24 protein-coding genes are annotated in these 26,708 nt (G+C 66.1%); 15 read left to right on the top strand and 9 right to left on the bottom strand.

The genetic code is table 11. The annotated features are described in order from the left end of the window. Window positions 1–46: 46 nt before the first annotated feature. Window positions 47–1,096 carry a cell division protein ZapE gene (gene zapE, locus AB4Y75_RS06500; protein WP_441435031.1) on the bottom strand — a complete coding sequence of 350 codons (1,050 nt, stop codon included), beginning with the start codon at window positions 1,094–1,096 and terminating at the stop codon, window positions 47–49. Window positions 1,097–1,332: 236 nt separating this feature from the next. Between zapE and AB4Y75_RS06495 the strand changes: the two genes are divergently transcribed. From AB4Y75_RS06495 to ybaK, 3 genes are read left to right on the top strand one after another with little or no spacing between them, the layout of a single operon-like run. Then, window positions 1,333–2,250, top strand: coding sequence for a sulfurtransferase (locus tag AB4Y75_RS06495; protein WP_441435030.1), 918 nt, complete (start codon window positions 1,333–1,335; stop codon window positions 2,248–2,250). A gap of 22 nt (window positions 2,251–2,272) precedes the next feature. Then, entirely contained in the window at window positions 2,273–2,755 is a 483-nt protein-coding gene (locus tag AB4Y75_RS06490) for a SufE family protein (protein ID WP_441435029.1), read from the top strand. A gap of 6 nt (window positions 2,756–2,761) precedes the next feature. Beyond that, entirely contained in the window at window positions 2,762–3,250 is a 489-nt protein-coding gene (ybaK, locus tag AB4Y75_RS06485; protein WP_441435028.1) for a Cys-tRNA(Pro) deacylase, read from the top strand. Window positions 3,251–3,289: 39 nt separating this feature from the next. On the opposite strand, the gene AB4Y75_RS06480 is transcribed toward ybaK, so the two are convergent. After that, the gene (locus AB4Y75_RS06480) at window positions 3,290–4,558 is read right to left on the bottom strand and encodes an alpha/beta hydrolase family protein (RefSeq protein WP_441435027.1); all 1,269 of its coding nucleotides are present in this window, start codon (window positions 4,556–4,558) and stop codon (window positions 3,290–3,292) included. A 57-nt stretch (window positions 4,559–4,615) separates the two neighbouring features. On the opposite strand from AB4Y75_RS06480, the gene AB4Y75_RS06475 reads away from it, so the two are divergent. The 9 genes from AB4Y75_RS06475 to AB4Y75_RS06435 all read left to right on the top strand — a co-directional run bounded on the left by AB4Y75_RS06475 (window position 4,616) and on the right by AB4Y75_RS06435 (window position 14,649). After that, window positions 4,616–5,110 carry a hypothetical protein gene (locus tag AB4Y75_RS06475; RefSeq protein WP_441435026.1) on the top strand — a complete coding sequence of 165 codons (495 nt, stop codon included), beginning with the start codon at window positions 4,616–4,618 and terminating at the stop codon, window positions 5,108–5,110. 46 nt (window positions 5,111–5,156) lie between these two features. Further along, a complete protein-coding gene (msrB, locus tag AB4Y75_RS06470; RefSeq protein WP_441435025.1) occupies window positions 5,157–5,576 on the top strand; it encodes a peptide-methionine (R)-S-oxide reductase MsrB in 420 nt (139 codons plus the stop codon). Window positions 5,577–5,847: 271 nt separating this feature from the next. After that, a complete protein-coding gene (locus AB4Y75_RS06465) occupies window positions 5,848–7,218 on the top strand; it encodes a DUF6421 family protein (RefSeq protein ID WP_441435024.1) in 1,371 nt (456 codons plus the stop codon). 37 nt (window positions 7,219–7,255) lie between these two features. After that, on the top strand, window positions 7,256–7,978 hold the full coding sequence (locus tag AB4Y75_RS06460; protein ID WP_441435023.1) for an SDR family NAD(P)-dependent oxidoreductase: 723 nt from the start codon (window positions 7,256–7,258) through the stop codon (window positions 7,976–7,978). A gap of 56 nt (window positions 7,979–8,034) precedes the next feature. Next, window positions 8,035–9,090 carry a threonine aldolase family protein gene (locus AB4Y75_RS06455; RefSeq protein ID WP_441435022.1) on the top strand — a complete coding sequence of 352 codons (1,056 nt, stop codon included), beginning with the start codon at window positions 8,035–8,037 and terminating at the stop codon, window positions 9,088–9,090. Window positions 9,091–9,228: 138 nt separating this feature from the next. Next, window positions 9,229–9,828 carry a DUF3000 domain-containing protein gene (locus AB4Y75_RS06450; protein WP_441435021.1) on the top strand — a complete coding sequence of 200 codons (600 nt, stop codon included), beginning with the start codon at window positions 9,229–9,231 and terminating at the stop codon, window positions 9,826–9,828. Between the two features lie 45 nt (window positions 9,829–9,873). Then, entirely contained in the window at window positions 9,874–11,205 is a 1,332-nt protein-coding gene (locus AB4Y75_RS06445) for an HRDC domain-containing protein (RefSeq protein ID WP_441435020.1), read from the top strand. Between the two features lie 82 nt (window positions 11,206–11,287). Further along, the gene (locus tag AB4Y75_RS06440; protein WP_441435019.1) at window positions 11,288–12,532 is read left to right on the top strand and encodes a thiolase family protein; all 1,245 of its coding nucleotides are present in this window, start codon (window positions 11,288–11,290) and stop codon (window positions 12,530–12,532) included. After that, window positions 12,529–14,649, top strand: coding sequence for a 3-hydroxyacyl-CoA dehydrogenase NAD-binding domain-containing protein (locus tag AB4Y75_RS06435; RefSeq protein WP_441435018.1), 2,121 nt, complete (start codon window positions 12,529–12,531; stop codon window positions 14,647–14,649). The genes AB4Y75_RS06440 and AB4Y75_RS06435 overlap by 4 nt, the downstream gene beginning before the upstream one ends. A 104-nt stretch (window positions 14,650–14,753) precedes the next feature. Here the strand turns inward: AB4Y75_RS06435 and AB4Y75_RS06430 are convergent, their stop codons facing one another. The 4 genes from AB4Y75_RS06430 to dxs all read right to left on the bottom strand — a co-directional run bounded on the left by AB4Y75_RS06430 (window position 14,754) and on the right by dxs (window position 18,972). Continuing rightward, window positions 14,754–15,731 carry an aldo/keto reductase gene (locus AB4Y75_RS06430; RefSeq protein WP_441435017.1) on the bottom strand — a complete coding sequence of 326 codons (978 nt, stop codon included), beginning with the start codon at window positions 15,729–15,731 and terminating at the stop codon, window positions 14,754–14,756. 97 nt (window positions 15,732–15,828) lie between these two features. Next, a complete protein-coding gene (locus tag AB4Y75_RS06425) occupies window positions 15,829–16,389 on the bottom strand; it encodes a hypothetical protein (RefSeq protein WP_441435016.1) in 561 nt (186 codons plus the stop codon). After that, window positions 16,382–17,002, bottom strand: coding sequence for a DUF402 domain-containing protein (locus AB4Y75_RS06420; protein ID WP_441435015.1), 621 nt, complete (start codon window positions 17,000–17,002; stop codon window positions 16,382–16,384). The genes AB4Y75_RS06425 and AB4Y75_RS06420 overlap by 8 nt, the downstream gene beginning before the upstream one ends. Beyond that, window positions 16,999–18,972, bottom strand: a complete 1,974-nt coding sequence (dxs, locus tag AB4Y75_RS06415) for a 1-deoxy-D-xylulose-5-phosphate synthase (protein WP_441435014.1) — start codon at window positions 18,970–18,972, stop codon at window positions 16,999–17,001. The genes AB4Y75_RS06420 and dxs overlap by 4 nt, the downstream gene beginning before the upstream one ends. 872 nt (window positions 18,973–19,844) lie before the next feature. Here dxs and AB4Y75_RS06410 point away from each other — a divergent pair. Genes AB4Y75_RS06410 through AB4Y75_RS06400 form a run of 3 tightly spaced genes read left to right on the top strand, consistent with a single transcriptional unit; the run spans window position 19,845 to window position 21,247 of the window. Beyond that, window positions 19,845–20,225 (top strand): hypothetical protein, encoded by a 381-nt coding sequence (locus AB4Y75_RS06410; RefSeq protein ID WP_441435013.1) that lies wholly within the window; start codon window positions 19,845–19,847, stop codon window positions 20,223–20,225. A 42-nt stretch (window positions 20,226–20,267) separates the two neighbouring features. Continuing rightward, entirely contained in the window at window positions 20,268–20,765 is a 498-nt protein-coding gene (locus AB4Y75_RS06405; RefSeq protein WP_441435012.1) for a helix-turn-helix domain-containing protein, read from the top strand. Continuing rightward, entirely contained in the window at window positions 20,762–21,247 is a 486-nt protein-coding gene (locus AB4Y75_RS06400) for a hypothetical protein (RefSeq protein WP_441435011.1), read from the top strand. The genes AB4Y75_RS06405 and AB4Y75_RS06400 overlap by 4 nt, the downstream gene beginning before the upstream one ends. A gap of 458 nt (window positions 21,248–21,705) precedes the next feature. Here AB4Y75_RS06400 and AB4Y75_RS06395 read toward each other — a convergent pair whose 3' ends face one another. From AB4Y75_RS06395 to AB4Y75_RS06385, 3 genes are read right to left on the bottom strand one after another with little or no spacing between them, the layout of a single operon-like run. Further along, window positions 21,706–22,443 carry a M48 family metallopeptidase gene (locus AB4Y75_RS06395; protein WP_441435010.1) on the bottom strand — a complete coding sequence of 246 codons (738 nt, stop codon included), beginning with the start codon at window positions 22,441–22,443 and terminating at the stop codon, window positions 21,706–21,708. Next, a complete protein-coding gene (locus tag AB4Y75_RS06390; protein WP_441435009.1) occupies window positions 22,430–25,531 on the bottom strand; it encodes a type I restriction endonuclease subunit R in 3,102 nt (1,033 codons plus the stop codon). Before AB4Y75_RS06390 ends, AB4Y75_RS06395 begins: the two co-directional genes overlap by 14 nt. Beyond that, the gene (locus AB4Y75_RS06385; RefSeq protein WP_441435008.1) at window positions 25,528–26,622 is read right to left on the bottom strand and encodes a restriction endonuclease subunit S; all 1,095 of its coding nucleotides are present in this window, start codon (window positions 26,620–26,622) and stop codon (window positions 25,528–25,530) included. The genes AB4Y75_RS06390 and AB4Y75_RS06385 overlap by 4 nt, the downstream gene beginning before the upstream one ends. Window positions 26,623–26,708: the final 86 nt, after the last annotated feature.

The following is a 26,708-nucleotide window of genomic DNA, read 5'->3' as shown; positions in this document are numbered from 1 at the left end:
AGGATGCCTTCCGGACGACGGCGACGGCGGGCGGCCGCGGGCGCCGTCAGACCGCGGGTTCGTGCTGCTGCGCCTCACGAGCCAGGGCCGTCAGGCGGGAGACGGCGCGGAAGTACTTCTTCTGGTACCCGCCGCTCATCATCTCGGGCGTGAAAAGCTGGTCGAAGGACACACCGCTCGCCAGGATCGGCACGTCCTTGTCGTAGAGGCGATCGGCCAAGACCACGAAGCGCAGCGCCACGGCCTGCTCCGTCACCGGGGTCACGCCCTTCCAGACCACGGCCTCCACACCGTCCAGCAGCGCGCGGTAGCGGCTCGGGTGCACACCGGCCAGATGCGAGATCAGGCTCGGGAAGTCGTCGACCGCCACGGTCTTGCCCTCGAACTCGGCCTTCATCCGGGAGTTCAGCTCGTCCGCACGCACCGGCTGGGGCGCCGCCGGCAGCCCGCGGTGCCGGAAGTCCTCGCCGTCCACCCGGATCACGTCGAATTGATCGGAGAGGACCTGGATCTCCCGCTGGAAGTCCACCGCCGCGAAGCGGCCCTCCCCCAGCGAGCCCGGCAGGGTGTTGGAGGTCGCGGCGAGCTTCACGCCGGCGTCGGCCAGTTCGCGCATGAGACGCGACATCAGCACCGTGTCACCCGGATCGTCCAGCTCGAATTCGTCGATGCACACCAGCTTGTAGGTGCTCAGCGCTTCCACCGTCTTCCGGAAGGAGAGCGCCCCCACCAGATTGGTGTACTCCACGAATGTGCCGAAGGCTTTCGGGCCGGGAACGGCGTGCCAGAGCGAGGCGAGCAAGTGGGTCTTGCCGACGCCGAACCCGCCGTCCAGATAGATCCCGGCCCGGCCGGATGCCTTCTTCTTGGCGAACAGCTTCCCGAACAGACCGCCCGAGGTGTCGGCGCCCACTCCGGCAGCGAACTCGCGCAGGGCCTTCACCGCGGCGGCCTGGCTCGGGTGCGCGGGGTCGGGGCGGTAACTGTCGAACGACACCTCCCCGAAACGGTAGGTGGGAGCGAACCCCGCCAGGATCTCATCGGCGGAGACGGCAGGGGTCCGGGTGGAAAGCTGTTCGATCTGCAAGGGTTCCATTCCTCCAAGGCACGGCAGCCCGGGCGACTGAACCGCAGTGCCCAGGATACCGGGCGATGGCCGTCCGGCCACGGCGGGCCGCCTGACAGCCGGGGAATAACGACGACGGCGCAGTGTTGCCCCATGTGAACACTCACCTTCCCTGGGGAGCCGGCGTGGTTAAGGTTGACTCAACGGCACAGTCCCGTCCCCGGGGCGCGAGCCGATCCTGTCCCCGAAGAAAGCCAGGCTGACCCATGAGCATCGCCCCTGAAGAGAACGTCAAGTTCGCCAGCTACGCACACCCGGAACGCCTGGTGTCCTCGGACTGGCTCGCCGAGCAGATCGCCTCCGGCGCGGTCGGTGACGGCAGCCTCGTGGTGGTCGAATCCGATGAGGACGTCCTGCTGTACGAGACCGGGCACATCCCCGGCGCCGTCAAGATCGACTGGCACACCGACCTCAACGACGAAGTCACCCGCGACTACGTGGACGGCGCCGCCTTCGCGGAGCTCGCAGCGTCCAAGGGCATCTCCCGCGACTCCACCGTGGTCATCTACGGCGACAAGTCCAACTGGTGGGCGGCCTACGCCCTCTGGGTCTTCACCCTGTTCGGTCACAAGGACGTCCGACTGCTGGATGGCGGCCGCGACAAGTGGATCGCCGAGGGCCGCGAGCTCGTCACCGAGGTGCCCGCTCCCGCCGCCGGCGACTACCCCGTCGTCGAGCGTGACGACCAGCCCATCCGCGCCTTCAAAGAGGATGTGCTGGCTCACCTGGGCAAGCCCCTCATCGACGTCCGCTCCCCCGAGGAGTACAGCGGCGCCCGCACCCACATGCCGGCCTACCCCGAGGAAGGCGCGCTGCGCGGCGGCCACATCCCCACCGCGGCCTCGGTCCCGTGGGCCCGTGCCGCCGCAGAGGACGGCAGCTTCCGCTCACGCGAGGAACTCGACGCCATCTACGGCGGCGAAGCCGGTCTCGCCCCGGGTGACGAGGTGATCGCGTACTGCCGCATCGGCGAGCGGTCCAGCCACACCTGGTTCGCGCTGAAGTACCTGCTGGGCTTCGAGAACGTCCGCAACTACGACGGCTCCTGGACCGAATGGGGCAACGCCGTGCGGGTCCCCATCGTCAAGGGTGCTGAGCGCGGCGAGGTTCCGGCCGGCTTCTGAGCTGGGCGTAGGATTGTTGCCCATGAGCAGCCAGCTTCCCCCAGCCCAGCTTCCAGCAGCACTCTCCGAGATCGTCGAGGAGTTCCAGGCTCTTGAGGAGCGGGACCGCCTCCAGTTGCTCCTGGACTTCTCCCGCGGCCTGCCCGAGCTTCCCGCACGGCTGAAGGACCACCCGGAGCTCCTGGAGCAGGTGGTCGAATGCCAGTCGCCGCTCTTCCTCACGATCGAGGCGGAGGGCCGCGGGTCGGACGCCCGGATCGAGCTCTTCTTCCAGGCTCCTGCGGAGGCCCCCACCACTCGCGGGTTCGCGGGGGTTCTCAACGAGGGTCTGAACGGCCTGACCGCGGCCGAGATCCTGGCCGTGCCGGAAGACATGCCGGAACTCCTCGGCCTGACGCGCGCGGTGTCCCCGCTGCGGATGCGCGGCATGACCGCCATGCTCGGCAGGATCAAGCGCAAGGTGACGGCCTACGTGGCGCAGTCCACTGCCGTCGCGCCGTCCTGATCGGCGATGGCGGGTAAGAAGCACAGCACCGGGACCCCGGCCACCCTCGCACTCGAAGCGGCCGGGGTCCCGTTCACCCTGCACGCGTATGAGCACGATCCGCGCGTGACGAATTTTGGGCTCGAAGCCGCCGAGGCACTCGGCTTCTCTCCCGAGCAGGTCTTCAAGACGCTCATGGTGCAGCTCGCCGACGGCATGGCCGTGGGCATCGTTCCGGTGAGCGGCACGCTGGACCTCAAAGCGGTGGCCGGGGCGCTGGGACAGAAGAAGGCGGCGATGGCGGATCCCGCCGCCGCGCAGCGCCGCACCGGGTACGTCCTGGGAGGGATCTCGCCCCTGGGGCAGCGCAACCCGTCACCCACGGTCCTGGACGACTCGGCGTTCGGTCACGTCACCATCCTGGTGTCGGGCGGACGCCGAGGGCTCGACGTCGAACTCGCGCCGGAGGATCTGGAACGGCTCACCGGGGCCGTGCGCGCCACCATCCGCGCCTGAGCCATCCGCGCCCGGGCGGACGACCCGCCGGATCAGGGGTCAGACCGCTGCGGCCGGCCCCTTCCGCTCCTCCAGCTGCGCTGCGAGCCAGTCCCGGACGGTCGTGTTCCAGCGATCCCGGTCGACATTCCACTCCCGCGTGTGCCGCGCGAGCTGGAACGGCACGAAGGTCACCATCTCGGGGTTCTTCTCCGCCAGTTTCTCCGACGGCCCATAGGGGACGAAGTCGTCGTCCACGCTGTGCAGGATCAGCGTGGGGGTGCGCAGTTCGATCGAACGGGTGACCCAGTCCATGGACTTGAGGTCCACGGGCGCGGACAAGCCGGTCAGCCGTCGGCCCAGAGGATGGGACAGCATGAACTGCCCATAGCGCCCCACCTCGGCGGGGATGCGGTTGAGCCGCGCCTGGAAGGCGAGCACGTCCACCCAGTCGATCACCGGAGCATCCAGGACCAGCGCCCTGATGGCATGCCGATTGCGGGCCTGATCCGCGGCCTGCAGGGACACGGCACCGCCCATCGACCAGCCGAACAGCACCACATCGGTGGCGCCGTGGTCCAGCGCATAGGTGATGGCCGCCTCGACCTCCCGCCATTCGGTGGAGCCCAGACCGTACCGTCCCGCGTCGGAGGGCGGGGCGTCGCCGTCGTTGCGGTAGGAGATCATCAGGCTGGTCAGGCCGAGTTCCTGGACCACCGGCAGGGCCCTCAGCCCTTCCATCCGCGTGGCGCCCCGGCCGTGGACCATGATCGCCCAGACCTCCTGGCCACCCGGCGCCGCATGCTTGCGGTGCTCCCCGGCGCTGACCTCCGGCGCAGGGACCAGCCAGGCGGGGAAATCGCCGATCTCGTTCCGGAGCAGCACCTCGTCGAAGGGGAGGCCGAGCGCGGAGGGGTCCGGATACGTGGCTCCGCCCCAGCGGCCCCAGCGCACCCGGTCCAGGCTCCCGGAGTAGATCTCCTCGATCTCCCGCTGCACGGTGCCTTCCAGCGGCGAATAGGACGTGATCCGGCCGATCCTCGCCAGACCGGCGTCGCCGTCGAAGTGGAAGCTGTAGACGCCTTCCACCGTGCTCTCCGCCGTGGCACGGAAGATCGCCTCGGGGCCCCGGTCTCCCTGGACCACCGCGAGCAGTTCCTCCCCTTCGCTCTTCACACGGTCCGGGGTGATGATCCGGCGTGCGAAGTAGGCCGCCAGGGCGGAACTGCCCGCACCCAGCAATGCCGTCGCCGCCAGGGCCGAGGCGACGCCGAGGCCTGCGATCCTGAAGAAACCATGGCCACGTGCCGTGCTGCTCTGTTCTTCCATGACATCCATTCTGCTGGCTGTGGCCGGGAATCTCCTGCACCGGACTAGTCTTGTCACATGATTCAGCCAATCGTCATCCTGACGGAAACCACACTTGACGAGTCGGACCGCACCAGTCTGGAGGAACTCCTGGACGGTGGGGAGTTCTCCGCGAAGCTCCTGGTCCAGGCCGACACGCAGCGCCACCTCCTGGTCGATTTCGTCGAGCACCTCTCGCTTCTCGAGTTCGCCGAGGCGTTCCGCGAGCTGGGCACCAAGGCGCAGGACCCCGCCGACGCGCGGCAGGACGCCTCTCAGATCCTGGAGCGGTCACTGGCCGCGCTGGACGGCCTTTTCCAGGAGATCGAAGGCACGGTGGTGGACGAAGGCTCCGCCGTGCAGGCGCTCGTGGACGCCGTCAAGGCCACCGACGCCGCTCAGGCCGTCGTGTTCACGAAGCCGCACGCCGTGCTGGACACCTTCCACGCGGACCTGGCCAGCAAGGCGCAGAACGCTCTCGGGCTGCCGGTGCTGCATCTGTATGCGGGTTCGGGATTCATCGGGGACTCCTGAGCGTTAACACGTACACCGAACAGATCATCGGAGTGAGGAGCGCATCATGGACCGCCCGGGAAACGGCGCAGAGGTCGTCAAGAGCGACCAGGAATGGCGTCAGGAGCTGACACCGGAGGAATACCAGGTCCTCCGCCAGGCCGGTACGGAACGGGCCTTCACCGGCGAGTACTGGGACACGAAGCAGGAGGGCGTCTACAGCTGCCGTGCCTGCGGCGCGGAGCTGTTCACCAGCAAGGAGAAGTTCGACTCCCATTGCGGTTGGCCGTCCTTCTTCGCACCGCTCGCGGACGGCACGGTCCGGTACCTGCGGGATTCGACCCTCGGCATGGAACGCGTCGAGGTCCGCTGTGCCAGCTGTGATTCCCATCTGGGACACGTCTTCGAGGGCGAGGGCTATGACACGCCCACCGACCAGCGGTACTGCATCAATTCGGTGTCCCTGAAGCTGAGGCCTGCCGAATAGATCGACTCCCCGGACCCGGACGCACTTCCTGTGCGTCCGGGTCCGACTGCTTTCCAGGGGTATCCGGGTGACCAGCGTGAGGCACTTCCACGGTCAGTGGGCCTCAAGGCGCGAGAACCTCGGCATGCATAAGAACTACTGATGCTTGGCTCGAATTTGCAACAGACATGATTGTTCACGGCTACGCTGAATCCAGATGTCACGGTGTGGCGGATCACACACGATCCCCCGCACTTTCCCTCCGGGGAACAGAGGAATAAGGAGCCTGGCCATGACCGCCACCACCATCGAGACCACCTCCCGCGTCACCGCCGAGCACCCCGCCTGGCAGCGCCTGAAGACCGCCGTGAGCAGCGTGCAGCCGTTCCAGTCGAAGAACGGCGCCATCGAAGAGCCGGCGAACCACGCCGCAGCGGCCGAGGCTGTCGACACCGTCGTCGCAGCCGTCGCCGAGCTGGCCCCGCTCTTCCCGCACGACGCCGAGTACCTCACCCTCCTGCAGAAGGACCTGAAGGCCTGGGCCGCTGCCGGCTTCGGCGAGCCGGACTTCCTCGACTCCCTCATGGCCTTCCAGCCGCAGGAGCACCGCATCGACGGCCTCCAGCACCTGGTGGTCTTCCCGATGTACACCCAGAACGGCAGCACCCAGCGCCTCCTGGAAGCGGTGCTGGTGGACGTCCTCTGGCCCGAGTTCATCTCGGAACTGGAAGCCGGCGCGTACTCCAACAAGCTGTTCGTCCCGCTGAGCTTCGTCGACTTCACCGCCGGTTACGACACCAACTCCGCAGTGCTCTTCCCCGAGTCCGTGGCCGTCCGCGAAACCCCGGCCTTCACCTGGGGCGCCATCTTCCAGGACCGCGAAGCAGCCCGCTTCCGCCGGGTGCTGAAGGCAGCTGCCGAGATCACCTCGCTGGACCTCCCCGCAGACGCGGCGGAGCTGATCGAGGACCAGCAGCTGACGCAGGAGGCCTTCATCATGTGGGACCTCATCCACGACCGCACCCACATGCGAGGCGACCTGCCCTTCGATCCGTTCATGATCAAGCAGCGCATGCCGTTCTTCCTCTACTCGCTGGAAGAGCTCCGCTGCGACCTCACCGCCTTCCGCGAGTCCGTCCTGGTCGAGAAGGACGAGAACGCCAGCCCCGAGGCGCGCAAGCACGCGAAGCTCGTCCAGTACGCGGTCATCTTCGACCGGATCTTCCGCTTCTCCATCACGGGCTCCCGTGTCCGCAACTACGACGGCCTGGGCGGCCAGCTGCTCTTCGCGTGGATGCACCAGCACCGCGTGCTGCACTGGACCGACGGCAAGATGAGCATCGAGTGGGACAACGTCGCGGACGTCGTCGTGGCCCTCGGCGAGCAAATCGAGGAACTCTACTGGCGCTCCATCGACCGCCCGAAGGTCGCGCACTGGATCGCCGCCTACGAGATGATCACGGCCACCGTCACCCCGCACCCGGCCTCCGTGTGGGCCAAGGGACCCGACGCCCTGCCGCTCACCGGCACCCCGCGCGAGATCACCGATCAGGTCATGGACGACGAGTTCCCGCTCTCCATGTTCTTCGAGGCCCTCGAGAAGAAGATGCGCCACGTCATCGAGTCCACCGCGGGCATCACCGGCGCCACCGCGCTGGCCTGAACCACGGCACCCGGAACGAGAGCCTAGACTCGAGATCATGAACAACCTCACCGTTGTCGTCGCCGGCGGCAGCAGCCCTTCCGGGGTTGCTGCCGCCACGGCGTTTTCCCAGGCCGGCCACCGCGTCTACACGATCGGTTCGTCCCCGGACCGCATCGAATCGGCTGCGGCCGCCGCCACCGGGGCCTCCGGCCACACCGTCACCCCCCTGGTCTGCGACTTGGCCGACTTCGACGCCGTCCAGCGGCTCGCGGCACAGGTCACCGACGAATCCGGCGGAGTGGACGGCGTGCTGCACCTGGTGGGCGGCTGGCGTGGCGGCACGTCCCTGCTGGACCAGAGCGACGAGGACTGGGATTTCCTGCACCGCCAGGCGGTGCAGACCCTGCGCAACACGAGCCGGGCGTTCCTTCCGGCCCTGCTCGCCTCCCCCACCGGCCGCTTCGTGATGGTCGGCTCCACGATCGCCGAGCACCCCACGGGCAAGGGAGCCAACTACGCCGCCGCCAAGGCTGCGGCGGAAGCCTGGACCCTCGCCGTGGCGGACGCATTCCGCACCGAGGAGACCGGCCGCGCGGCCGCCGTCGTGCTCGCCGTGAAGTCCCTCGTGGACGAAGCGCAGCGTGCCGCCCACCCTGAGCGCAGATTCCCCGGCTACACGGATGTCACGCAACTGGCCCAGGCCGCCCTGGACCTCTTCGGCCAGGATGCCGCGGATCTGAACGGCACCCGCCGGATCCTGCCCGCCTGGAACGCGTGACCGGTCCGTCCCCACTCTCCACTTTCCCGCGAACAGAACAGGAAACACACGCCACCATGGCATCCGCACCCCTGCATGACGTCACCAGCCGGGGCTTCGCCTCGGACAACTACTCCGGCGTGCACCCGGAGATCCTGGAAGCCATCGCCCAGGCCAACCACGGGCATCAGATCGCCTACGGCGAGGACCAGTACACCGCCCGGCTCGGCGAGGTCCTGGAAGGACACTTCGGCGCCGGCATCGAGTACTACCCGGTCTTCAACGGCACCGGCGCCAATGTGGTGGCACTCCAGTCGCTCATCCCCCGCTGGGGCGCGGTCGTGTGCGCCACGACGGCCCACATCAACGTGGATGAGAACGGCGCCCCCGAGCGCATGGGCGGCATCAAGCTGCTGGCCGTGCCCACCGACAACGGCAAGCTGACCCCCGAACTCATCGATCTGGAGGCCTGGGGCTACGGTGACGAGCACCGCGCCCAGCCGCTGGCCGTCTCCATCACCCAGAGCACCGAGCTGGGCACCGTGTACACCCCGGAGGAGGTCCGCGCGATCGCGGACCACGTGCACGCCAAGGGCATGAAGCTGCACATGGACGGTTCCCGGCTCGCCAACGCCGCCGCCACCCTCGGCCTGCCCCTCCGCGCCTTCACCCGCGACGCCGGGGTGGACATCCTCTCCTTCGGCGGCACCAAGAACGGCCTGATCTTCGGCGAGATCGTGGTGGCGCTGAACCCGGAAGCCGCTCCCGGCCTGATCTACCTGCGCAAGATGAGCATGCAGCTGGCCTCCAAGATGCGCTTCATGTCCGCCCAGTTCATCGCGCTGCTCGAAGGCGACCTCTGGCTCCGCTCCGCCAGCCACTCCAACGCCATGGCGCAGCGCCTCCGCACCGCCGTGGAAGACCTGCCCGGGGTGGAGATCACCCAGGAGACGCAGTCCAACGGCGTCTTCGCCATCCTGCCGGAGGGTGTGGCGGATGCCGTGCGCTCCAAGTTCCGGTTCTACGACTGGGACGCCGGCCGCCGCGAGGTCCGGTGGATGTGCTCCTTCGACACCACCGAGGCCGACGTGGACGCCTTCGCCGCCGCCCTGCGCGCGGAGCTCGGAGCCTGACCGGCCGACGCCGGACCCCGGCATCGTGATGCCGGACAGTTGGCCTCGGCGCCCTGAGACGGGGCTCGGAGGCCTCAAACTCGCATCGTGCGGGCGTGGCTCAATGGAGGCACGCCCGCACCGCAGTATTCTCGTGCCGTGAACGCCAATGCCCCGTTGCCGTCGGGCTTCAACAGAGCACTCTCCTCGCTGAAGGCCGCGCGCTCCCGCGCGGAACTCCGGCTCGAGGAGATCCCGGCTCCGGCACGGCTGGCGCCCTTCGCCGTGGCCCTCGGCGCGGAGATCTCACCGTCCGCGCTCGGCCCCGGCCACGCCGATGCCGAAGGGCTCGCGGACCTGGCCACGGGCCGGTTCATCCTGCTCCACGATCCGGCGGGCTCCGAGGTCTGGGGCGGTGACTTCCGCGTGGTCACCTTCATCCGGGCCCAGATGGACGCCGAGATGGGCAACGACGAGCTCCTGGGCACGGTCGCCTGGGCCTGGCTCGTGGAGGCGCTCCAGAATCACGGCGCCGACCACAGCTCCGCGGGAGGCACCGCCACCCGCGTGCTGTCAGACTCCTTCGGCACCCTCGCCGAACGGGGCAGCACCATCGACATCGAACTCCGGGCCTCCTGGACCCCCGCGGACTGGCAGGTGCAGAACCACCTCGAAGCCTGGGCGGACATGGTCTGCTCCTTCGCCGGCCTCCCGCCGCTTCCCGAGGGTGTCACCGCCCTCCCGGGACGCCGTTTCTGACGACCGGGCGGCCCGTGGACAGCACCCGGATAAACTGAAAGCACCATGACTCTGAAGCGAAACCTGACCACGGCCGGCGATCCGGCCGCTGACACAGTCTCCCCCGACCTGGATGACCTCGTCCTCGAGGCGCCGGATGTCGTCGAACTGGACACCCCTCGCGAGGGCGTCCCCTTCGTCATCAGCACCGATGCCGGGCTGCAGCGCTGTGCCGCCGCCCTGGCCGCCGGGACCGGGCCGGTCGCCGTCGACGCCGAGCGCGCCTCCGGTTTCCGCTACGGCCAGCGGGCGTTCCTGGTCCAGATCCGGAGGGAGGGCTCGGGCACCTGGCTGATCGATCCCGAGCCGTTCGAGGACCTGGAACCCCTTCAGGACGCGCTGGAGGGCGCCGAGTGGATCCTGCACGCCTCCACTCAGGACCTGCCCTGCCTGAGCGAACTCGGCCTCTGGCCATCCGCACTCTTCGACACGGAGCTGGCGGCCCGCCTGGCCGGACTCCCCCGCGTCGGACTGGCTGCCGTGATCGAGCAGTTGCTCGGCTTCCGGCTCGCCAAGGAGCACTCGGCCGCGGACTGGTCCACCCGTCCCCTGCCTGAGCCCTGGCTGAAGTACGCCGCCCTGGACGTCGAGGTGCTCATCGAGCTGCGTGAGGAGCTGATCGAGCTCCTCACCAGCCAGGGCAAACTCGGCTTCGCCCTGGAGGAGTTCCAGGCGATTCTGGACGCCGGCGTCGCGCCTCCCCGTAAGGAACCCTGGCGGCGGACGTCCGGCATGCACCAGATCCGTGACCGCCGGCAGCTGGCCGCCGTCCGCCAGCTCTGGCTCGAACGGGAGGATCTGGCCCGCAAGCGCGACGTCGCACCGGGACGCCTGCTGCCGGACTCCGCGCTCATCGCCGCGGCCCGCGCCATGCCCACCACGGTTCCTCAGCTGATCGCGACGCGTGGCTTCGACGGCCGCGCGGCGCAGCGCGAGGCGCCACGCTGGCTCCGGGCGCTCATGTCGGCCCGGGACACCGAGGATCTGCCTCCGCTGCACCTGCCCACCAATGCCCCGCCTCCCCCTCGCGCCTGGGCGGACAAAGACCCCGTGGCGGCCGCCCGCCTGGCCGCCGCACGCCAGGCCCTGACCGACCTCGCAGCGGAGTGGGACATGCCCGTGGAGAACCTGCTCACGCCGGATCACCTGCGGCGTGTCATGTGGCGGCCGCCCACCGAGCCGGACGCCGACAGCGTGGATGACGCACTCGCGGAACTCGGCGCACGGAGCTGGCAGCGCCGGCTCACGGGCCCCCTGCTGCTGGAGGCGATCCAGCATCCGGACTCCGCGCAGACACCCGGCCGGAAGCCCTTGCCCAAAGAAGTTACTGACGAGTAACATAACGTTGAACGCGTCCGGCGCCCGCCGGACACCAGCGTGCCGCCCGTCCGCCGGGCGTTGAACTCAACGAGGAGCAAGCGTGAGCCGCATCCGCAAAGGCCTGGCCGGCCGCGATGTCGTCTTTGTCGACGGCATTCGCACCCCTTTCGGCAAGGCAGGAGACAAGGGCATCTATGCCGAGACCCGCGCCGACGACCTGGTGGTCAAATGCATCCGTGAACTGATGCGCCGCAACCCCGGTCTTCCGGCGGAACGCGTGGACGAGGTGGCCATCGCCGCCACCACGCAGACCGGCGACCAGGGACTGACCATCGGGCGCACCGCAGCGCTGCTCGCAGGGCTCCCCCAGTCGGTCCCGGGATTCGCCATCGACCGCATGTGCGCCGGCGCCCTGACCGCCGTCACCACCACCGGCAGCGGGATCGCGTCCGGCGCCTACGACGTCGTGATCGCCGGCGGAGTCGAGCACATGGGCCACCACCCCATGGGTGTGGGAGCCGATCCCAATCCCCGCTTCCTCTCCGAGCGGATCGTGGACCCCGCCGCCCTCAACATGGGCAACACGGCAGAGAATCTCCACGATCGCTTCCCGGCCATCACCAAGGAGCGCGCCGACGCCTATGCCGTCGCCTCACAGCGGAAGGTCGCCGAAGCCTACGAAAGCGGCGACATCCAGGCCGGCCTCGTCCCCGTGGCGAGCAAGAAGGCCGGCGCCGGCTGGACCCTGAACACCGCGGACGAGCCTCCCCGGCCCGGCACCACCCTGGAGGACCTTGAGGGTCTCCGCACCCCCTTCCGCCCGCACGGCCGCGTCACCGCCGGCAATGCGGCCGGACTGAACGACGGCGCGACGGCAGCCCTGCTCGCCGACGCCGGCACCGCCGAGGAGCTGGGCCTGCCCGTCCGCATGCGCATGGTCTCGTACGCCTTCGCCGGCGTCGAGCCGAGCGTCATGGGATACGGCCCGGTGCCCTCCACCCTCAAGGCTCTGGAGAAGGCGGGCCTCGGCATCGAGGACATCGGGCTCTTCGAGATCAACGAGGCGTTCGCGGTCCAGGTCCTCAGCTTCCTGGACTACTTCGGCATCGCCGACGACGACCCCCGGGTCAACCGCTACGGCGGCGCGATCGCCCTGGGCCACCCCCTCGCCTCCTCCGGCGTCCGCCTGATGAACCAGCTCGCCCGCCAGTTCGAGCAGGACCCGGGCGTCCGCTATGGCGTGACCACCATGTGCATCGGCCTCGGCATGGGCGGCACGATCATCTGGGAGAACCCCCACCACCCCGACTACGGAACCGACGCACAGGCAGGAGAGGCAGCATGAGTCTCGATGACTTCACAGAACTCGCAGGGCTCTTCAGCACGGAGACGGTGACCCACTCTCTGGTGCAGGACGTGCCTCTGCCGGGCGCGGGGACGCTCGCCCTCGTGACCCTGGACAACGGCCTGGATCACCGCAAGCCGACCACGCTGGGGCCGAACACCCTGATCGAGCTGGGCCGGACCCTCCAGGCCCTCGCCGAACGGGCGGCCAAGGGCGAGATCCAGGCCGTCGGCATCACGGGGAAGCCGTACTTCCTCGTGGCCGGCGCCGACCTCACCGCCGTGTCCGCGATCTCGGAGCCCGAGCACGGTCTGGCCATGGCCCGCCTGGGACACGAGGTGTACGGACTGCTCAGGAACCTGCCGGTGCCGACCTTCGCCTTCATCAACGGCCTCGCCCTGGGCGGCGGCCTCGAGATCGCCCTCCAGTCCACCTACCGCACGGTGAGCGCCTCCGCCGGCGCGCTCGGGCTCCCCGAGGCCTTCCTGGGCCTGGTCCCCGGTTGGGGCGGCGTGTACCTCCTGCCACGTCTGATCGGGCCCGAGAACGCCGTCAAGGTCATGATCGAGAACCCGCTGAACAACAACCGGACGCTCAGCGGCAAGCAGGCCGTCGAGCTCGGCGTCGCGGATGCGCTCTTCGATGCCGCCGACTTCCTGGAGCAGTCCCTGGTCTGGGCCGGGCAGGTCCTCCGCGGCGACGTGACCCCGGAGCGCACCCACGCCGTCGACGCCTCCGATCCTCAGGTGGCCGAGCGCTGGCAGGCCGCCGTGGACGCCGGACGCGCCTTCGTGACCCGGAAGATCTCCGATGCGGCTCCCGCTCCGGGCAAGGTCCTGGACCTGCTAGAGGCCAATCGCACCCAGACGCAGGAGGAGTCCGCCGCGGCAGAGTGCGAGGCTCTCGCGGGCCTCATGCAGACCGGCGAGTTCCGCTCCACGGTCTATGCCTTCCTCGATCTGGTGCAGAAGCGTGCCAAGCGACCGGCCGGTGCGCCGGATGCGAAGCTGGCGCGGCCCGTCACCAAGGTCGGCGTGGTCGGCGCGGGCCTGATGGCCGGTCAGCTGGCGCTGCTCTTCGCGAAGCAGCTCAAGGTGCCGGTGGTCATGACGGACATCGACCAGGAGCGCGTGGACCGCGGGGTGTCCTACATCCACGGTGAAGTCGACAAGCTGCAGGCCAAGGGCCGCATGTCCGCCGATGCCGCCAACCGGACCAAGGCCCTCATCACCGGCGCCGTGGACAAGCAGGTGTTCGCCGACGCCGACTTCGTGATCGAGGCCGTGTTCGAAGAGCTCTCGGTCAAGAAGCAGGTGTTCGCCGAGGTGGAGGCCATCGTCTCCCCGGAGTGCATCCTCGCCACCAACACCTCGAGCCTGTCCGTCACGGAGATGGCCCGCGATCTGGAACACCCGGAACGACTGGTGGGCTTCCACTTCTTCAACCCGGTGGCCGTCATGCCGCTCCTGGAGATCGTGCGGGCGCCGAAGACGTCGGACGAGACCCTGGCCACCGCGTTCCAGCTGGCCAAGAACCTGAAGAAGAGCGCCGTGCTCGTCAAGGACGCCGCTGCGTTCGTGGTCAACCGCGTGCTGCTCCGCCTCATGGGCGAGGTCACCGCGGCGTTCGACGAAGGCACTCCGGCCGACGTCGCGGACAACGCCCTGCGTCCCATGGGTCTGCCCATGACGCCGTTCACGCTGGGCGCCATGGTGGGCCTGCCGGTCGCGCAGCATGTGCAGGAATCCTTGCACGCTGCGTTCGGTGACCGCTTCACGGTCTCGGCCAATCTGCAGGCGCTCATCGACAACGGTGTGAAGGGTCTGTGGGCTCCCACCGACGACGGCGGCCAGGAGATCCCGGAGCGCGTCATGGCGCTGATGAGCTTCGGTGATCGGCCGTCGACGGCTGAAGAAGTCCTGACCCGCACCCAGGACGCCCTGGCCGAGGAGATCGGCCTCATGCTGGAGGAAGGCGTGGTGGCGGGTCCCGAGGACATCGACCTCTGCATGATCCTCGGCGCCGGCTGGCCCATGTTCCTGGGCGGCATCACGCCGTACCTGGACCGCGTGGGCGCGTCCGAGCGCGTCAACGGCAAGCGGTTCCACACGGCCTGAGCCAGGCATCCTGAGCCGCGCGGGCGGAGGGGGCGACGGCGCAGCGAACGACGACGAAGGGGACGGCACCACCGGGTGCCGTCCCCTTCGTCGTCGTGCCGGGTCTAGAAGAGCGCCACCTTGGGCACCGGCGGGAAGATCTCGTCCAGGACGGCCAGATCCTCGGGGCTCAGTCGGGCCTCGACCGCGCGTGCGTTCTGCTGGACCTGCTCCACCTTCGTCGCACCGGCGATCACGCTGCTGACAGGCTCCTGGGCCAGGAGCCACGCGAAGGCGACCTCCACCTCGGTGAGTCCCCGTTCCCGGGCGAACTCCGAGTAGCGGCCCATCTGCTCCCAGTCGGCGTCGCGCACCATGTTCTGCCGGGTGTGGCTGAGGCGCGAGCCTTCGGGCACCCGGTCCGGCGCGTACTTGCCGGTGAGGAACCCGTTGGCGAGCGGGAAGTACGGCAGAACACCCAGTCCGTACGCCCGAGCCGCCGGCAGGACCTCGAGTTCCGCCCGGCGGTCCAGCAGGTTGTAATGGTTCTGGCTGGAGATGAAGCGCTCGGTGCCGAGCGAGTGCGCCAGGAATTCGGCCTCCGCGATCTGCCAGCCGGCACGGTTCGAGTGGCCGATGTACCGCACCTTGCCGGCGGTCACCAGGTCATCGAGGGCGCGGAGCGTCTCCTCGACGGGCGTCCCGTCATCCGGGGTGTGGAACTGGTACAGATCGATCCACTCGGTCCCGAGACGCCGCAGGGACGCCTCGACGGCGTTGACGATGTAACGGCGGGATCCGCGGGCCCCGAAGTCCGCGCCGTTGACCCCGTTCATGTCCATGCCGAATTTGGTAGCCAGAACGACTTCCGAACGCCGGCTGCCGAGGGCCTTGCCGAGCATCTCCTCGCTCAGGCCGGGTGTGGCGCCGTACACGTCCGCGACGTCGAAAAGGGTGACCCCCGCGTCCAGCGCCGCGTGGATGACGGTGTCCGTGCCTTCCTGGGTGAAGCTCGGCGTGTTCGGCCGGCCCAGGTTGTTGCACCCGAGGCCGATGGTGGAGACGACGAGTCCGGATGTTCCCAATCTGCGGTATTCAGTCATACAGTCAGCCTATCCAATGGCCCCGGAAGCGCCACAGGCCCCTCCGGACACGCCGGAAGGGCCTGTGTTGAGCGGGCGAAGGCTGCCGGCAGTCCGCTCAGAGACTGAACGCTGTCCCGGGCCCTGCCGGGTGACGGCGCTTGAGTGCCTCGGGCTCGGAATACGGCGCGACGCCGACGCTCAGCTTGGTCGGGTCCAGATCGGCTTCGCGCGCCACCGACACCACGGCCTTGACGGCCTTGGCCGGTTCGGGCGAGATCAGGAAGATGTTGAGCTTGCCGTTCGCGATGGCGCTCCGGTCCACCACGCCCAGCCCGCGCCAGGCGAAGTGGCCGGTCAGCGCGGCGACGGCGGAACGCTCCAAGTAGCGGTCCCGCTCGGTCCCGTCCTTGCTCTTCAGCGCGAACTGGGCGACCACCCAGTGCTGCTCCTCGACCGGGATCTCGGCAAAGCCGTCCTCGGCGCACTGCGCGCTGAAGGCCTCCAGCAGTGCCACCGCGGCCTCGTCGGACTCCACGGACTGCACGTCGTCCTTGCTCACATGGCCCACGACGCCGTGGTTGACCACCACCACGCCTTCCTCCTGCTCGTACCAGGCCTCGCGGAAGCTGAGGACACCGTCCTCGTCACGCCGGTAGGCGCGCAGCAGTTCATTCATCGTTCTCTCCGTCTTCTGGGATCCAGTCATCGTGCCATTCACCGGTTCGGGTGGCTTCCAGTCCGCGGGCCAGCCAGGCGTCCGCCACGCCGGCGAAGGGCGCCTGGCGGGCCTGCACGGCGGCGAGGACGTCGCGGCACGAGTCCTCCGTCGCCTTCACCAGCCAGGCCGGATAGTGCATGCTCACGCACCGCTCGGCGAACTCGTCCTCGTCATCGATGTGGCTCGTGCCGTCGGCGAAGAGGATGACGTCCAGGTCCATGTCCACCACGTGGAATTCGGTGACCGCGGGCCGGATGCGCTTGAATTCGTGTCCGACCGCCATGTCCACATAGACCCGGAAGTCACCGGGGTGGTCATCGTCGTAGAACGTCGCCACCCAGTCCCCCTCGCGGGGCACGAGCAGGACGTTGTGGCTGTGCGTGTAGAAGGCGGCGCCGGGCCGGGAGCAGAACTCGCCCTGGGCCTGATAGATCCACCAGCCGTGGTCGTCCTCGCCGAGGTAGCGGCCCGGCACCACCCAGTGCGCGGCGCCGTCCCACTTGCGGTTACGGGCCACGACGAGCTCACCGGGGGCGACGTCGAGCGGGCCCCGGCCGGCATCGGCCGTCACAGGGCCGGGATGCTTCCCGTGCTGGGCGCCTGCTGACCGGGGAGGGGGCGAGCGAAGGGGACCTTCGTGCCGAGAACCTGCGCGACGACGTCGTGCGTCACCTGCTGCGCCGTGAGGCCGACGCGCTCCAGCACCTGGCCTCGCGTGCCGTGGGCGAGGAACTCCACCGGGAGCCCGACCTCGTTCAGGGCGGTGTCCACTCCAGCGGCCCGCATCTCCTGGCGGATCCGGGAACCGACGCCGCCCGCCCGCACGCCGTCCTCCAGGCACACCACCAGCCGGTGGCGCGCCGCCAGGGCGATGATCGAGCGCGGGACGGGGAGCACCCAGCGGGGATCGACCACCGTCGAGGTGATGCCGTGGGCCGCGAGCCGTTCTCCGACCTCCAGGGCGAGCTCGCTCAGCGCGCCCACCGAGATGAGCAGCACGTCATTCTCCAGCCGGCCCTCCTCGGGGCGGGCGAGGACGTCCACGCCGTCCTTGAGCCGTTCCAGGGCGTTGACCTCGGGACCCACCGCGCCCTTGGAGAAGCGCACGACGCTCGGGGCGTCGTCGATCGCCACCGCCTCGCGAAGCTCCTCGCGGAGCCGGCTCGCGTCGCGGGGCGCTGCGAGGTGCAGGCCGGGGACCGTCTGCACCATGGCCATGTCCCACATGCCGTGGTGGCTGGGGCCGTCCGGTCCGGTGACCCCGGCGCGGTCCAAGACCAGCGTGACCCCGGCCTTGTGGAGGGCGACATCCATGAGGAGCTGGTCGAACGCGCGATTGAGGAACGTCGCGTAGACGGCCACCACGGGGTGGAGGCCGCCGAACGCCAGCCCTGCCGCCATGGTCACGGCATGCTGTTCGGCGATGCCGACGTCGATCACCCGGTCGGGGTGCCGGGCCGCCATCTCGCTGAGGCCGACGGGGATCAGCATGGCGCCGGTGATGCCGACGATGTCGTCACGCTCGTCGGCGATGGCGGCGATCTCCTCGCCGAACACGCTGGTCCAGGAACGGGCGCCCCCGCTGGAGGTGGGCAGCCCGGTCTCCGGGTCGATGACGCCCACCGCGTGGAACTGGTCGGCCTCGTCGGCGCGGGCGGGCGCATAGCCGCGGCCCTTCTCCGTGATGGTGTGAACCAGGACCGGACCGCCGAAGTTACGGGCGAGCCTCAGGGCCTCCTCCACGGCTTCCTCGTCATGGCCGTCCACGGGGCCGATGTACTTCATCCCGAGGTCTTCGAACATCCCCTGGGGGGCCCACCAGTCCTTCACGCCCTTCTTCGCGGCATGCAGGCTCTTATAGGTGAACTGCCCCACCGGGCCGCCCTCCTGCAGGCGCGTCTTCCACCAGTTCATGGCGCCCTCGTAGCCGGGCTTGGCCCGCCAGGCGTCGATCGTGGGGCGCAGCGAGGCGAGGTAATCGGCGAAACCGCCGACGGTCGGGGCATAGGAACGGCCGTTGTCATTGACGACGATGACCACCTTGCGGTCCTTGTCGGCCGCGATGTTGTTGAGGGCCTCCCACGCCATGCCGCCGGTCAGGGCGCCGTCGCCGATGACGGCGACCGTGTAGCGATCATTCTCACCTTGGAGCTTGCGAGCACGGGAGATGCCGTCCGCCCAGGACAAGGACGAGGACGCATGCGAGGACTCGACGATGTCGTGTTCGGACTCGCCGCGGTCCGGGTAGCCCGAGAGGCCGCCCTGCTGACGGAGCGTGCCGAAATCCTGGCGGCCGGTCAGCAGCTTGTGCACATAGGACTGGTGACCGGTGTCGAAGACGATGGAGTCCACGGGCGAGTTGAAGACCCGGTGGAGCGCGATGGTCAGTTCCACCACGCCCAGATTGGGACCGAGGTGGCCGCCCGTCTGCGAGACGTTGCTGATCAGGAACCCGCGGATCTCGGCCGCCAGCGGTTCGATCTGATCCTGGTTCAGCCGCTGCAGGTCATGCGGTTCCCGGATACCTTCCAAGATGCCCAAGGGCCCTCCTTCTCCCGCCGGTTGTGCTCTCCCACTTTACCGCCTCCCCGGACAGGGAGACGTCGTGACTTCGCCGGAAACGGAAGACCCCGCCACCCTCGGGTGGCGGGGTCTTCCGATCCGGAACGTACGGACGCTAGGCCGAGATCTGGCGCAGCACGTACTGTTACGTGCTTCCAATCCGCGACGGTTGTTATCCGTCTTGAGCGCATTGAGCTATCTGCGTAACGACCCTGGGCAATTATGGTGATGTACTCAGGAGCCCAGATCCATATCGAGCTTCTTGATACAAGAACGTCTACCGTAAACGTAGGACGTTGACCCGCCTAAGTCAGACAGTCGAAGTGCTTCGATGACGGTTCCAACCACCTTTGGCCGAGCGATCGAGCCGTTGCTCAACGAGCACCCGCGGGCCACTGACAAGAACTCGACCGATCGCTTCTGTCTGCCGCAAGAGGGCGCATACAGCAGTCATTGGCTACCACTCGTAGAACTTAGAGAATGAACATTGACAGTCTAATCCGACAGGTTGGTCACAGAGCTTGCACTCCACTGAGATGAGCATGCGGTCCCAGTTCCCACGGCGTTACGATGTCAGCGGGGGAACCTAGTCTTCCTTATATATTCCTTGAGGAGGTCGCGTGCCAGTATCCGGATCCGCGCCGAAACCTGGGCCTCGACTGCCCACAGCGCTCACGTACGTATATCCACACGGACAAAGCCAGGATGACGCGGCTCAATCTCGGTGCTGCCAGCCCGCCCTAGCCCCGTACCAGTGGCACGCCTACTACCCAGTCAAGGACGCTGAGCTCGACAAATTGAGACAGTGGTACCACGATCTCCCAGCCGTACCGCGGGACACGATCTTCGGAGTGCTTGAGGACCTGTTTGACACAGCAGCTGATGGGCTTGCCGATCCGCAAGACGACGGCGAACCAATTAAGGTGATGCGGGGAGCTGCAGACTCATACGAACTCCGGGCACTGCTTGACCCAGATGTCCCGAAGGTCAACACCGAACACTTCAGGCACTACCATTACGAGCCGGCCGCCCCATGGCAAGACGTTCTGGTGGCACTGCATGCTCACCTGAAGAACGTCGCAGGTACACCTGGAGAGGTGCATGAGCGCCAGAACGTTCAGATGAAGTTCGCCTACGCGCGTTGCGACGGGGGCCGTTCGAAGGCGTGGAATCTCCCGACGGACACCGAAGGGCTTGTGGAACGGCTACTCGGCCTGCACGCCAAAACCTAGATAACTTTGCACAAGGTGTAGCTTGTATGGAATCATCGGAACATGGCTACCGATCACGACCACAGCATCGGCACAAAGAGCGCGAGGCGTCGCGCCAAGTACCTTGCTCGCCAGAACCGCGAACTGATCGCACAGCTCGTCCAGATCCGGAAGGACGCGGGCCTCAAGCAATCCGACGTGGCTGAACTCCTTGGGCACACGCAACAGGCCGTCTCAGAATTTGAACGGATGCTCACTGCTGCATCACTGAGCAGGATCTCAAACTACGCTCACGCGGTCGGCGCTCTCGTCACTCATTACGTGGCCAAGGACAGTGGGCAGCTCGAAGCTCACGGTGACCGCTGGATTCAGTTCGTGGAGCTGCCCCCAGTGCAGCACAAGGTATTGTCCGGGCATGAATTTGTCAAAGCCCTTTATGAGCCAATCGTCACCGAGACTGCTTTCCAAGATCAGCTTGTTTCGGGATCGGCCAAATTTACCAAATTCTCGGTGACTTTTGCGAGCAACAGTCCTCGCACTGACTTTGCCCTAGCCGGATGACATTCACAGAACGCCCTCGACGCATAGAGGACGCTGGCGAGCTCGTCCATGCCTTCGACCTCCGCGCCGTAAATGAGAAATCATTTTCAGCCCGTCGGAGCGCACCGGGATCTGCCCAAGAGCCAAGCCAAAGCGTCCATTTCGAAGTTGGCATTAGCGAAGAAAACGAACTAGCCACCCAGTTTGCCTTCCAGTTCGTTGACGAGGGCTGCGCCATCGAGAGCGTATTCACCGCGATATGGGCAGCCAGTGAACCCGCGACTGTCTCCGGCATAGCTATGGGCGAATTTCTAGAGCGAGTCGCCATCATGGCGATTTACCCATACCAGCGCGAGGCTCTGGCTACCTACGCAGCTCGCCTTCGCGTTCCGGTGCCGACACTCGGACTGATTCGTCAGGGAGATGTGAACCTTCAGATCAACGTCGACTCGCTAAACGATTTCTTGAAGGACAAAGTCTTCCTGCCCGCCACCGAGCTCTAGGTGTCGGGGTCACTATGCTAGTTGACGCCGAACGTGGCATGGGTCTGCCGTAGAAGCAGGTGACGGTTGCCGTTCGACCACGTGATCCGCGTTCCTAGTTCTCATGGTCTCAAGATCTACGGGCTTCAAACGAACTTAGCGTGGTCGGCAGCGCCGGTGGTGGCAGGTTCGCTCAATCCAGGTCATGATCACTATCTGCAGCTCCTCACTGGCGATCCGGTAGCCCCAGTTAAGGATGCTTTTATGCCATCGACTGAAGAACCCTTCCATTGCCGCAATATCCCCAAAGGATACGGCTCTTGCCATCGATTCGCCACGACGGCGGCTGATCAAGGAACGCCCCGGTTTACGACTTCGAGGCATACCGCCGAGGTCCGCGTAAGCGGGTTTGCAGCATGCCGGAGCTCCAGAGCATCGTCACATGCAAGATTGGAGTCGCTGAGCCGACCGGTTGGAAATTACGGCTGCTCGTACTCTCCCCACTCTTCGTGCCCGAGCGGGGCCTCGTTCAGCTCGTCTCGGCGTGCTCGCCAGTCGGGAAGGAACCGGTCCATCAGAGCCACGAACTTCTCACCGTGCCCACGCTCCAGCAGATGCATCAATTCGTGGACGACGATGTACTCCAGGCCCCGGGGATCCTTCTTCGCCAACTCAGGGTTGAGCCAAATTGTCCGCGAGGTCGTGACGCATGTTCCCCATTTGGTCTTCATCCGTCGTACGACGAACTTGGCTGCTTCGACCCCTAGGATCGGCTGCCACTTTTCCAGCACCGCCGGCACCGCGGCCTTCAGCTCACGGCGGTACCACCGATCCAGTGCTCCGAACCGCCCGGAGGCGTCTGTACCAGGTGGAGTGATCACCCAGAGCGTATTGCCCGTGGCCTCGACACCGTACGCACCGCTCGACTTAGAAACGTCGAGGAGATACCGCTGCCCCCACACATAGTGAGTCTCCCCCGAGACCATCTTGCGTTCTGTCTGCCTCTCCGCGTTCTGGAGCTGTTCCCGCCGACGCCTGATCCAGGCGAGCCGCTGCACTACCGCAAGACGAATAGCGTCCTCAGTCGTCCGCTGCGGGGCAGCTACCCGCACCCGGCCCACCGGGGGGTAGACCGCGATATGCATGTTCTTGATGTCCTTGTAGACGACATCGACGCCAAGGCCCGCGACGGTGAGGTAGGCGTTATCGGTACTCATCATTGTTCTTCAACAGTTCGATGAACTCTGCCAGACAGTCCTCTTCGATCCTGGGGAGTTCCTTGCGCAACTCACGGGCGAGTGCGCGTTCCTTCATCTTGCCGGAACCGGCGTCGGCCCATCCGTGTTCCTTGCTGGACTGGATCCTGCGATGCAGCGCCTCGGAGTCGACAACAAGATCGATCGGTAGCCATGGGAAATCAACGATCGCCCGGCGCGCTGGAGTATTTGCCCATTCCGGGTAGGTTTTGCCGCCTACTACTTCTCGGGTGCCGACCTTCTTCGTCAGCTCGATGAGTTTGCGGAGGTAGTCCCCGTAGTCCTCGGCGTCTTCCTTCTGCTTCTCGATGAGTGCGTCGAGAAGGTCGGACATGTGCTCGTAGTAGCGCGGGTTCATCGCGTGTTCGTCGACGATCGTTTTGCGGACGTTGTTGATAATCGTCTCCGCTGTGGCCGTGCTGCTGCCCCTAATTCCAGGTGGCAGCATGTCGAGAGCGTCGGGCCCGCGATCGACGATCAGTTGGACCAGGGTCTTCTCCAGGTCGGCGACCTGCTCGACGGGTTTGGCATTGATGTAGTTGTCGAGCAGTTGGCGCATCCCTGCCTCGTACTGCTTCATGTCGATGTTCTCGCCGGCTCCGGCCTCGACCTCGCTCTTGACGGCGGTGTAGTGGGCAACCTCGTCCTTGATCGACGCCATCTCAGCAGCCGTGTAGCCGGCGGCTTCCATGTCGCTGGCGACGGCTCCGAAGGCGCGTACGATGGTGGCAACGGACTTGTAGAGCAGAACGCGTTTGGGTTCGTTGTCTTTGATCTGGTCGGCGTCGCCGGGCGTAGACGCAACGAAGTAGTGCTGGTATTCGAGCGTGCCTTTGGGCGGAGCTACCGGCTCGCAAAGAGCACGGATGGTGTCGAGGGCCTCCTCGAGATCTTTGCGGTCCTGCTCAGTGCGGTCGCTGATCAGTCCGTCGACATCATCGGCCTCGTACTCGCCGAAGGCTTCGGAGGTGTAGTCGGTGACTGTCTTGTCGAGCGACTTGAACAGGTCGCGGTAGTCGACGATGTACCCGTAGGTCTTGTCGTCGCCGTCGAGACGGTTAACGCGGCAGATCGCCTGGAAGAGGCCGTGGTCGCGCATTCTCTTGTCGATGTACAGGTACGTCGCACTCGGCGCGTCGAAGCCGGTCAGGAGCTTGTCGACCACGATGAGCAGCCGCATCTGACCAGGCTCGTTGACGAATTTCTTTTTCGCGTCGGTCTCGAACTCTTCAACCCGACCGATGGCTTTGTCGGGATCCCCGCCGAAGTAGTCGGCGAGCATTTGCCGGTAAATCTCGTATTTGCGGAGCTCTTCCGTATCGCCCTCGCCAGCGTCTTCCTTGGAGATCACGGTCGGATTAGGCTTGTAGCTGGTGACAATCGCGACCTTGCCCCTGAAGCCGTTCTTCACGAAGGCCTCGTAGAAGGTGCAGGCCTGATAGACCGAGTCGCTCACCAACATCGCGTTGCCTCGGCCGCTGATCAGCCGCGGCTGGGTCTCCATGTCCATGAGGATGTCCTGGACGATCTGTGCCGAGCGGGGCGCAGAGGAGAAGACCTTCTGGATCGTGCCCCACTTCTGCTTAAGCCGAGCCTTCGACAGGTCGGTGAGGTTGCGGGTCTTGGCGTTGAACCACTTGTCGACCGCCGCGGATCCTTGGAGCTCCTGTTCGACCTTGCGGGCCTCGTACTTCAGGTCGAGTATGACACCATCACGGACGGCCTCGTCGAACTTGTAGGTGTGGATGAACGACCCGAACGTCTCGATGCTGGTCTTCTTGTCGCTCTTTAACAGTGGCGTGCCGGTGAAACCGATGAACATCGCCCCCGGCAGCAGGTCCTTCATGATGCGGTGCATCTTGCCGCTCTGCGTGCGGTGGGCCTCGTCGACGAAAACGAAGATGTTGCCTTTGGCCGTGAAACCGTCGGGGATCTTCGTCTTGAGGTCCTTCGCAAAGTCCTCGGCGTCCTTGTCCCGGGCCTCTTCGCCGGTGCCGCGGAACTTGTGCACTAGGGAGCACATGAGACGCGGGTTCGACGTGTTGAGCATCGCGAGCATGTCTGCGCCCGACTGGGTGCGGACGATCTTCTCCCCGACCCCGGAGAAGCCGTCTTCGATCTGCTCGTCCAGCTCAGTGCGGTCGGTGATCACTAGGACGCGGGCATCGTGCTGGGTCTCCAGGAGCCATTTGGCCAGCCATACCATCGTCAGGCTCTTGCCCGATCCCTGGGTGTGCCAGATGATGCCGCCCTCGCGTTTGGCGATACGGGCCTGAGAGGCCTTGACGCCGAAATACTGGTTGTGGCGCGGGGACTTCTTCACGCCCGCGTCATAGACAATGAAGTCGTGGAGGATCTCCAAGAACCGCTCTTTGGCGCACATCTGGGTGATCGCGAGGTCAAGATCAGCGTTCTCGTCTTCCTCCTTCCACCGCAACCAGTACTTCTCCGGGGTCTCGATGACCCCGTAGTGCAGACCCTCCACATCGTTGCCGGCGAACAGCAGCTGGACCGTGGTGAAGAACGGACGGACGAAGTCATGGCGCTGGTTACCGATGTTCTGACGGATACCACTGGCCACGCTCACCGTTGAGCGCTTCAACTCCACCACCCCGAGCGCGATCCCATTCACATAGAGGACGAGATCGGGTCGCTTCGTATGCTGGCCCTTGACCGTGACTTCTTCAGCCACGACGAAGTCGTTCTTCGCCGGATTGGTCCAGTCAATCAGGTGCACTGAATGGGTGGTCTCATCGACATCGGTCTTGACTTTAGCGCCGTATCTGAGTAGCTCATAGACTTTACGGTTCTGGTCGTACAACGAAGAGCCGCCGCCGAACGCTGCGGCGGTCAGGAGCTGATGTGCCGCGCGAGAGACTAGAGCTTCGTCGTACCCGCGACCGAGCAGGTAAGTGCGGAGCTTAGCTTCATCGACATTGCGGTTGTCCTGATCCTTCAGGTTCCCACCGTAGGTGTAGTCCAGCTTGTCTTGGAAGAGCTTGACCACCCGGCGTTGTGTCTCGTGCTCCTTCTGACCGACCGTGCTCATGCTTCCTCCGTCACTCTCAGGCGGGTTCGCCCCGTCAACAGCTCCTGCATCATCCCGACCTTCACCGCACGTGCAGACTCCAGACGACGCCTCAGCGCTTCGATCTCTGCGTCAGCGTACTGCAAGATATTCGCGATCTCGCGTTGCTCATCGATATCAGGAAGTCGGAATCGAAGTGCCGAGAGCGCACTCGCGCCGATGTGCACCACCGCATCGCCCTGCCCGCGACTCGCCTTCTGCGCGGCCAACTGTGGAGTGTTTAGGAGCGACCCAACGAAAACAGGATCGAAGCCAGTCCCACGCAAGACGATGATGTCTCCACCGGCTACTGCAGCGGCATCGCCTACGTAGGCAACGGTCATGCCGATCTCAGCCTTGGTCTCACCAGAACCAGCGAAAAGCAGGTCGCCTGACCTGATCGGCAGAGCCGACATCGCCACGTCAGGATCTACGAATGAAACCGTTTCGCGAGCATAGTTCCGATATGCCGTGTAAATCTCACCGTACCGAATGCACGGAACACCGGAGGATCGCACCTGGTCTCGATTGATTCCGCGGCCTTTGAGAAATACCCCGAGTACACCAAGCTCGACCTCACACCAGTCACCCATAAAGCCGGGAAGGCGTGTGCGGCCGGTAAGGAGTTCCTGCATCATGCCCTGCTTGACATCCCGCTTCTTCGCGATCAGACGCTCCAGCGATACCGTTAGGTCGTCCGCGGAACGCAGTGTCGCGGCGATAGCGGCCTGTTCATCAAGCGGCGGGACAGGCAGCGGAAGCCGAAGAAGATTCTCTTTGGTCAGATGAGCCAGGCTCGACTTCCCAACAATCGCCTGAAGTGCCCCTGTAGCGACAAAATACTCAAGATATGCCGCAGCCAATTCGGGTTCGTATCCTTGCTTGGGGCGCAAGCGATGGAGGGTGTTGAGGTAATAGGCCTCTGGAACTTCATCGCGCCAGACGCTGGAACGTCCGATCTCGCCGCCTTCGCAAACAAGCAGGTCGCCCTTAACCAGACGCAGCTCACGAATATCAGCATCGTTCAGCAGCTCGATAGCCGCTACCGAGGGATCGATATGCCCCCAGCGCACGCCCCGATTGTTGATGCAAACCTTTGGGACTCCCCTCGCAACCGCCGCATCCACCCTCTTCCCAAGTTGGACGGAAAACTCGTCTC

Origin of the sequence: Arthrobacter sp. RAF14 (genome assembly GCF_052114185.1) — a bacterium.
Classification (GTDB): Bacteria; Actinomycetota; Actinomycetes; order Actinomycetales; family Micrococcaceae; genus Arthrobacter_E.
Note: the sequence above shows the minus strand (reverse complement) of the source record. Positions and strands in the feature narration are given on the sequence as shown.